Here is an 8,033-nt window from a genome sequence, read left to right as displayed (position 1 = left end):
AACAAGGAAAACTGGAAGATAAAAACCAGGCACAAACCTATAAAGACCAAGAACAAATTAGCCCATGGGCCAAAGAAGCCGTAAGAAAAATGACAGAAGCCGGCATCTTTAAAGGACAAGACAAGGGGAACTTTGCACCAAACAAGACCCTTACCCGGGCAGAATTTGCTCAAGTCATTTACACTATGAATAACTAGTAGGTAGATGAGTTTAAGTAAGGAGATAATCTTACTTGGACCAGTTAGGGACTTATAGAAAAAGCAAAGAGCACTTAGGTTTATCCAAGTGTTCTTTGCTAAAAAGGAGGAAAAGATGGAGATTGAAAAGTTAAGCGTTCAATTAAAGGGCTTTTCAGGACAGGTTTTGGATAAAATTCCAGACCGGAGTAAGCCTTTAAATATCAATGTATCTCATAAGGCAAGAGTGGAAAAGGTGGAGGGGACTAAAACTTATCTCTACCATCTTTCCACTGATGTGGTTCCTGAACCGCGGGCTCTTTTTACTTGTCAAGTCAACCAAGTGATTCAGGTGGATTTTGTTCAAGATCTAGCAATTCAAGAGGCGAAGAACTTATCCTATGACTTGTGTTCCCAGGCAGCCAATCTCCTATCTTTCCTAATAGGAACTATGACCAAAGAGTTAATTGATACACCAATTATTATTCCACCTTCTCTAAACTTGGAAGCTTTTGAAATTATTTGAGGAAGAGGGGGTGCAACGGATAACACAGATTAGAGATATTTTACGTTAACTTTCCGGCAGTTTGTTTTTTATTTGAAAGGATTTTGATGACTGATTTTTTTAAGGATTACAATCCCTGGGGCCAGGGGCTATTTTTTCTCTTTATTCTAGCCTTCACCATGTTTTTACGCCATCCTGTGGTTCAAGGGGCTAGTTTTCTAGGGGCCTTGTCCTATCTTTTGGTCCAAGTGGGCTTTCAAAAAAGTTGGAAAACACTAGTGATGGCTATATCGACAGGTCTTTTTATTACTATTTTAAACCCTATTTTGATCCATCAGGGGGCGACTATTCTTTGGTATTTTCCCAATGGAAATCCCTTGACCTTGGAATCTCTCCTCTTTGGCTTATCAGCAGGGCTTATGTTTACGACTATGATTCTTTGGTTTTCCTGTCACAACCGGGTTATGACTTCGGATAGAATCTTATATTTATTTGGCCGGATTTTACCTTCCCTATCTTTAATTTTTTCCATGGTTTTGCGGTTTGTCCCTCTGTATAAGGAGCGGATCCGGACCATCTATGCTTGTCGAAAGGGAATTGGAGAGGATATGAGTCAAGGATCTCTTCTTCGTCGCTTTAAAAATGCCTTGAAGATTTTTTCGATTTTTGTTACTTGGTCCTTGGAATCTAGTATTGAGACGGCAGATTCTATGAAGGCTAGAGGTCATGGACTAGAGGGGAGAACGCATTTTGCTCTCTTTAGAATGGAGAGGCGAGATTATGTTCTTTTAGGTTCGGTCCTCTTAGGGAGTGTTCTTTGTATCTTAGCTGCATATTTTCGAAGGTTTAAAATGGTTATTTATCCAACTGTGAAAATTGCCAAGGTCGATGGGTTTTCCCTAGTAGCTTTCTTTGTATTTGTTGTTCTGGCATTTATGCCGGTTATTTTATCGCTTGTGGAGGAATACCAGTGGAAATACTCAAGGTAGATCATTTTTCATTTAAATATCCTGAAGGAGACAACTGGATTTTAAAAGATGTAAATTTTTCTTTAAAGGAAGGAGAGTTTGTCCTCTTAACAGGCTTATCGGCTTCCGGGAAGACGACCCTTTTAAGGCAGTGTAAGAAGAGTTTAGCTGCTTTTGGAGAAAAGAAGGGGAGGATTGTTTACAATAATAAAAATATCCAAGACTTGGATTTAAGAGAAGATGCATCAGGTATTGGCTTTGTTCAACAAGATCCTCAAAATCAAATTGTAACAGATAAGGTCTGGCATGAATTGGCCTTTGGCTTGGAATCTTTGGGATTAGACCAGGAAACCATGCGGCTACGAGTTGGAGAAATTGCCAGTTTTTTTGGAATGGAGTCTTGGTTTTTAAAAAAGGTAACGGACTTATCAGGTGGCCAGCTCCAAATGGTAAACCTGGCATCTATTCTTTGTATGCAACCGAAGCTTTTGCTCTTGGATGAACCGACGGCTATGTTGGACCCCATTGCCTCATTAGAATTTTTTCAAGGCTTAAATCGGGTTTGTCAGGAACTGGGAATTACTATTTTAGTCAGTGAGCACCGATTGACGGAGCCTTATGCCTTGGCAGAAAGAATTTTATTTTTAGAAAATGGATCCATTGCCTTTGATGGGAATCCCAGAGACTTCGTTCGAGAGATGAAACGAGAGCCCAAACCCATTTTAGAATCCTTACCGGCACCGGCCCAAATTTATGTTAAGAGTGACTGGCAGGGGGAGGTTCCTTTAACTGTTGGAGAGGCTTTAAGGAGTCGGCCTAAATTAAAAGAGGGGCCCCGACCCTCGGAAGCAAAACCTCAAGAAGAAGGGCAGGAAAAATCGCCCATACTGACCTTAAAAAATATTTATTTCCGCTATAAAAAAGAAGGACCGGATATTTTAAAGGGATTGAATTTCACGCTAAATCCTGGAGAAATCCATGGAATTTTGGGAGGAAATGGGGCTGGAAAGTCTACCATGTTGAAGTTAATTTCCGGAGTAGAAGAGGCCAGCCGAGGAAAAGTTTATGACGGGGAAAAGAAGCGCAAAAAGGGTGAGATAAATAGGGATATTGCCCTGGTACCCCAACATCCAAAAGCCCTCTTTGTATTTAAAAGTGCCCGGGAAGAACTGGAAGAAATGTCCAGGGACCAGGAAGAAATACAAGAAATTATTGAAGAATTTGACTTGGAAAAGATTTTAAACCACCACCCCTTTGATTTAAGTGGGGGAGAGATGGAACGTCTGGCCTTGGCTAAGATTCTTTTAAAAAAGCCAAGGATTTTACTTTTAGATGAGCCTACTAAAGGGATGGATGGTCAATTTAAGTTGAAATTTAAGGAAATACTAGACCGCTATGTAAAAAGAGGAGGGACTGTTTTAATGGTCAGCCACGATGTGGAATTTTGTGCAGAAACAGCCCAACAATGTAGTTTGTTTTTTAATGGAGAGTGCATCAGCCAAGGACCTAGTCGAGAATTTTTTTCAGGGAATCACTTTTATACAACAGCAGCTAATAAAATTTTTCGCAAGGAAAATCTGAACATAGTTACCATTGAAGATGCAATTGAAGAGATTAACCAAGAAGGAGAAAGAAAATGAAAAAAATACAGCAGAAGTTAAGTTGCCTTTTAGCCCTTGTTTTATTACTTTCCATGACCACGGGACCTGTTTTTGCAGCATCTCGGGCAGATAAGGAAGTAAAGGAAACAGCAAGGTTTTTGTACACCACAGTGGATGCACCAGAATTTGGTACTATGGCTGGAGAATGGACAGTTCTATCTCTAGCCCGAAGTGGAGAACCTGTACCGGCCGGTTATTATGAAGGCTACTACAAGAGGGTAGAAGAAGCAGTAAAGAGCAAAAATGGAGACTTATCTAAGAATAAGTTTACGGAATATTCCAGAATTATTTGCGCCTTAACAGCTATTGGAAAGGATCCAAGGAATGTAGCCGGCTACGACCTGGTAAAACCTCTGTCCAATTTTAAAAATGTCTTAAAACAAGGTCTGAACGGGCCTATTTGGGCGCTAATTGCCCTAGATACCAAGGGTTATGAACTATCAAAAATTGATTCAAGTGCAGACCAAAACTCTAGAGAACGAATGGTAGAAGAAATTTTAAGACGGGAAGTAAACGGTGGTGGATGGAATCTTATGGGAGAAAAGGCTGATCCGGATATGACGGCGATGGCTCTTTATTCTTTGGTTCCCTATAGAAATCAACCAAAGGTAAAGGCAGCTATTGACCGGGGCGTTCAAGCCTTGTCAGACATGCAACTTCCCACAGGTGGTTACCAAACAATGGGAGCTGAAAATTCAGAATCTTCTGCCCAAACCATTATTGCCTTAACAAGCTTGGGCATTGATCCAGCCAAAGACCATCGTTTTGTAAAAAGTGATGCCAATGGAAGGAAACAATCTGTTGTAGATGCACTTTTAACCTACAAGGCTCCTCAAGGCGGTTTCAAGCATGTACAAACAGAAACAAGCGCCAATGGAATGGGGACAGACCAAGCCATGGAAGCCCTAGTTGCCCTAAAGCGATTTGAGGAAAAGAAGCCGGCCCTTTTTGATATGAAGCAAGATGGAGGTCTTAAGGGGAATACGGGAGTTGTCAGTGGAAACCAAGGATTTACAGATATTCAGGGCCACTGGGCAGAAGCCTTGATTCAAAAGACTAAGGGCTATGGTATAGCTAATGGTAGTAAGGCTTTTACACCGAATAAGGACATTACTCGAGGGGAATTTGCTGTAGGGTTAGTTCGAGGACTGAATTTAAAATCAGAAAAGGAAAGCCCTTCAAGCTTCAAGGACGTTAGGGGAAGTGAATGGTATGGAAAAGCAATTTCTATTGCTACAGCCCAAGGTATCATCAAAGGACGAGGAGATGGGAATTTTGATCCCAATGCAAATATTACTCGTCAAGAAGCTATGTCCATGCTTGCTCGAGCTCTACCCCAAGCCAAGGGAAATGAAGAAAGTCTGAAACAATTTAGGGACATAAACCAAATAGCTGATTGGGCAAAACCCTCTGCAGCTTTGATGGTAGAAAAGGGAATTGTCAAGGGACGTCCTGAAGGATTGGCTCCTTTATCCAATATTAACCGTGCTGAAGGCGTTCAAATGATTAACCGTTTGGCTGGAGTAAAATAATGAAGGCTTTCCAAAATTTGACCAAGAAACAAAAAACCCTAGGGCTGGTGGCCCTAGGGGTTCTTCTGATTTTTGCATTTATTTATAATAGTGATTTTTTACGTCCGGATAATCGGACGGCTGATGCGGAAAAGGTCTCTCAACTTAAAGAACAAGAGAACAAGGATCTACATGCCTTGACAGGTAAAGGGAAGATAAAAAACTTGACTATCCTTGTTGATAAGGAAGAGGTAGAGATAGGGAGCCAGGCTCAGTTTACGGCACAAATTGAAGGAGAGGGAGACTACGACCCCAGTATCCTTTGGGAAATTACCAGTCCTCATAAGGAAGATACAGTGATCTCAGAAGCAGGTCTCTTACAAGTGGGAGCTAGTGAAAATGCCCAAAGCCTTACTATTTGTGGAACAGCCAAGGAAGATCAAACGAGGGCCTATAAGGAGATTAAACTCTTGCCCAAAAAAGACCAGGCAAACCCTAAACCTGGTCAAGAAAGTCCTCAGGCCAGTCAGCCTATAGCTACTCCAAAAAACAAGGAAGAGTTAAAACAAAAGGCAATGCAAGAGCAGGCAAAAGTTAGTCCGGAAGAAAGGGCCAAGAAAGACCAAGAAGATAAGAGATTAAAACAAGAGGCTATTGCCCAGAGTTCCAAAGGGAAGAAGGACAAGTACCTAACAGACCCAACACCAGCTGGAAGACCCAAGCCAGTGGAACCGGGAAGTGTGGAAAAAGAAGATCGGCTAGAAACTTGTACCCTGTCCATTCGATGTGATACAATTTTACAAAATATGGACCATTTCGACATGGATAAGATTGATGTTTTGCCAGTAGATGGACTTATTTTACCACCGACCCAAGTGAACTTTCATCCAGGAGAATCAGTATTTGATGTTTTAGGTCGAGAAACCAAGGCGAGAAAAATCCATATGGAGGCCAATTTTACTCCAGCTTATAATTCTGCCTATGTCATGGGAATCCATAACCTCTATGAGTTTGACTGTGGAGAACTTTCTGGTTGGATGTACAAAGTAAATGGCTGGTTCCCAAATTATGGATGCTCTCGTTATCAAGTGAAAGCTGGTGACCAGATTGAATGGGTCTATACTTGTGATTTAGGTAGAGATGTTGGAGATAATTCTATGGTAAAATAGACCTTAGATAGAATAAAAGTATTTCATAGGAAGGATATAAAATTATTCGGAAGAAAAGAATCCTAGTTAGAGGTAGTTATCTATAAGAATCAGAAAAACAGATATCACATTGATTTTTGGGGAAATGCTAGCAGTATTGAAAATCAAAAGATGGAGTATTTGCAAATCATTAAAAGCTTGAACGCAGGAGGTTGGAATGTCTCAAGAAAGGAATAAAAAACTTGCTAGAATAAGTGGTCTTATTATTCTAATTATTATTCCTGCTCTTCTTATATTTGGAATGACAGTGCTAAATGACCGAAAGTATATTTTTATTAGTCTACTAATGTTACTTTTAACTACGGTACCATTTCTACTTTTATTTGAGAGGAGAGGAATTAGGACAAGGGAGTTAATTTTAATTGCAGGGCTGTCGGCTATAGGTGTAGCTGGACGGATGGCTTTTTTTTGGATTCCCCAAGTTAAGCCGGTAGCTGCCGTCACTATTGTGAGTGGAATCGCTCTAGGTCCTCAGTCGGGTTTTGTTGTAGGAGCTATGATTGCTTTTGTATCTAATTTCTCTTTTGGCCAAGGGCCCATGACTCCCTGGCAGATGTTTTCTTTTGGCCTAATTGGTTTTTTTTCCGGAATTCTTTTTCAGAAGTTTAAAATCCCTAAGACTAAGTGGGGTATGGGGATTTATGGATTTCTTTCCATCTTTTGCCTATTTGGGTCTATAATGAATCCCATATCGATTATTAGTTTTTATGATCATGTAACTTGGGATATGATTCTAGTTTCCTATGCTCAAGGTCTTCCCTTTGACTTAATTCATGGGTTGGGAACTTTTGGCTTTTTGTTTTTCTTTGGAGAACCCTTTTTAGAAAAAATACAACGAGTTCAAAAAAAATATGGACTTTTAAATGATAAGTCATAGGTCATAGATCTCTTCCATCTTTACTGCTAGAGGGAATGACTTTGGCTAATAAAAAGAACTAAAGAGCAGACCTATATTCGGCAAGAATAAGAAAGATAAACAGCCCTCTTGATTAATCAAGAGGGCTGTTTATCTTTCATTTAAGCCTTCGTGCTGATTGGCTGGCCTCAAGTAAAAAACCAAGATATAAAAAAGAGCCCTAGGGCTCTTTTTACATACTTTACTTGTCAGCTTCTTTGGGTTGGGCTAACTCTTCATTCTTGGAAAAATCTGTCCCATCTGAGACGTTGCTTTGGAGGCAGCTAAAGGTAGAGAAATATTCCACCCCATCAATACGGTAGCTGAGCTTAAAAACCAATTCTTCCATAAAGTACTTTTCATATTGAGTGGTGAAGCGGCGGGATTGGAAGGTGCAGGTCTTGTCGTTGAGCTTCTCCAATTGACCTTTAATTTTTTTGGCTTTTTCTTTTTCCCGATAATTATAATTTTCAGCCAGAACTTCCAGGCGGATGTCTTGGGCTTGGACGGGCTGGTCATCTTTTTTAAAGGAAAAATAAACCTTGGGGTCTTCCAGCAAGTCAATGCAGGGCAGGTCTCCTTCTCTTTTACCAGAAATTTCCTCATAGATTTTGGCCACTTCCAGGGTGGATAGACCGTCATAGACCGACTTTTTATAGGTCCTAACAATGGGCTTGCGTTGGTCTTTGGATACTTGGACGATTAATTTGACTCCGTCTACCTGGCTATTCCGCTTTTTATTGGCAGTGCCCAAGACATTTGTAACCACAAAGCTGACTAGGGCCAGGGCAATGATCATAAGAAAGTATCTTACTTGTTTATTCATAGAACCTCCTTCCCTGGACCTGTGAGAAATCCAAGGACTTTAAATGTAAAATAAGTCGGAAAAAGGGACGATTTTCATCGCCCCTCCAGCTTACTTATTTAATTCTTCTAAAATCTTTTGGCAGTCAAAGCCATGAACCATGGCAGCTTCTTCAATGGATTCCATTTGACTGGATGGGCAACCTACACAGCCCATGCCAAAGCTCATTAAAATCGGAACTGCTTCTGGTTTTTGACGGATTAAATCGCCAATTAATGTATCTTTTGTAATCATAAGATCCTCC

9 protein-coding genes are annotated in these 8,033 nt (G+C 40.5%); 7 read left to right on the top strand and 2 right to left on the bottom strand.

The annotated features are described in order from the left end of the window. The 7 genes from CS898_RS04045 to CS898_RS04015 all read left to right on the top strand — a co-directional run. A partial coding sequence (locus tag CS898_RS04045; protein ID WP_143614579.1) for an S-layer homology domain-containing protein occupies positions 1–197 on the top strand: 197 nt, incomplete at its 5' end. 115 nt (positions 198–312) lie between these two features. Further along, on the top strand, positions 313–702 hold the full coding sequence (locus CS898_RS04040; RefSeq protein WP_099208167.1) for a hypothetical protein: 390 nt from the start codon (positions 313–315) through the stop codon (positions 700–702). An 86-nt stretch (positions 703–788) separates the two neighbouring features. After that, a complete protein-coding gene (locus tag CS898_RS04035; protein ID WP_099208166.1) occupies positions 789–1,670 on the top strand; it encodes an energy-coupling factor transporter transmembrane component T in 882 nt (293 codons plus the stop codon). Continuing rightward, positions 1,652–3,289, top strand: coding sequence for an ABC transporter ATP-binding protein (locus tag CS898_RS04030; RefSeq protein ID WP_099208165.1), 1,638 nt, complete (start codon positions 1,652–1,654; stop codon positions 3,287–3,289). The genes CS898_RS04035 and CS898_RS04030 overlap by 19 nt, the downstream gene beginning before the upstream one ends. Continuing rightward, complete coding sequence (locus CS898_RS04025) at positions 3,286–4,842, top strand: S-layer homology domain-containing protein (RefSeq protein WP_099208164.1); 1,557 nt, start codon at positions 3,286–3,288, stop codon at positions 4,840–4,842. Before CS898_RS04030 ends, CS898_RS04025 begins: the two co-directional genes overlap by 4 nt. After that, the gene (locus CS898_RS10015; protein WP_234976015.1) at positions 4,842–5,990 is read left to right on the top strand and encodes a DUF4430 domain-containing protein; all 1,149 of its coding nucleotides are present in this window, start codon (positions 4,842–4,844) and stop codon (positions 5,988–5,990) included. Before CS898_RS04025 ends, CS898_RS10015 begins: the two co-directional genes overlap by 1 nt. Before the next feature lie 196 nt (positions 5,991–6,186). Then, on the top strand, positions 6,187–6,906 hold the full coding sequence (locus CS898_RS04015; protein ID WP_099208163.1) for an ECF transporter S component: 720 nt from the start codon (positions 6,187–6,189) through the stop codon (positions 6,904–6,906). 220 nt (positions 6,907–7,126) lie between these two features. Here the strand turns inward: CS898_RS04015 and CS898_RS04010 are convergent, their stop codons facing one another. Both CS898_RS04010 and CS898_RS04005 read right to left on the bottom strand, forming a co-directional pair. After that, entirely contained in the window at positions 7,127–7,750 is a 624-nt protein-coding gene (locus CS898_RS04010) for a hypothetical protein (RefSeq protein ID WP_099208162.1), read from the bottom strand. Positions 7,751–7,840: 90 nt separating this feature from the next. Further along, positions 7,841–8,023: a DUF1858 domain-containing protein gene (locus tag CS898_RS04005; RefSeq protein WP_009430117.1), complete on the bottom strand. Its 183-nt coding sequence runs from the start codon at positions 8,021–8,023 to the stop codon at positions 7,841–7,843. Between the last annotated feature and the right edge of the window lie 10 nt (positions 8,024–8,033).

Source organism: Urinicoccus timonensis (genome assembly GCF_900232945.1).
In the GTDB taxonomy this organism is placed as follows: domain Bacteria; phylum Bacillota; class Clostridia; order Tissierellales; family Peptoniphilaceae; genus Urinicoccus; species Urinicoccus timonensis.
The sequence above is the reverse complement of the archived record's forward strand: the minus strand, read 5'-3'. Positions and strand labels throughout refer to the sequence as shown.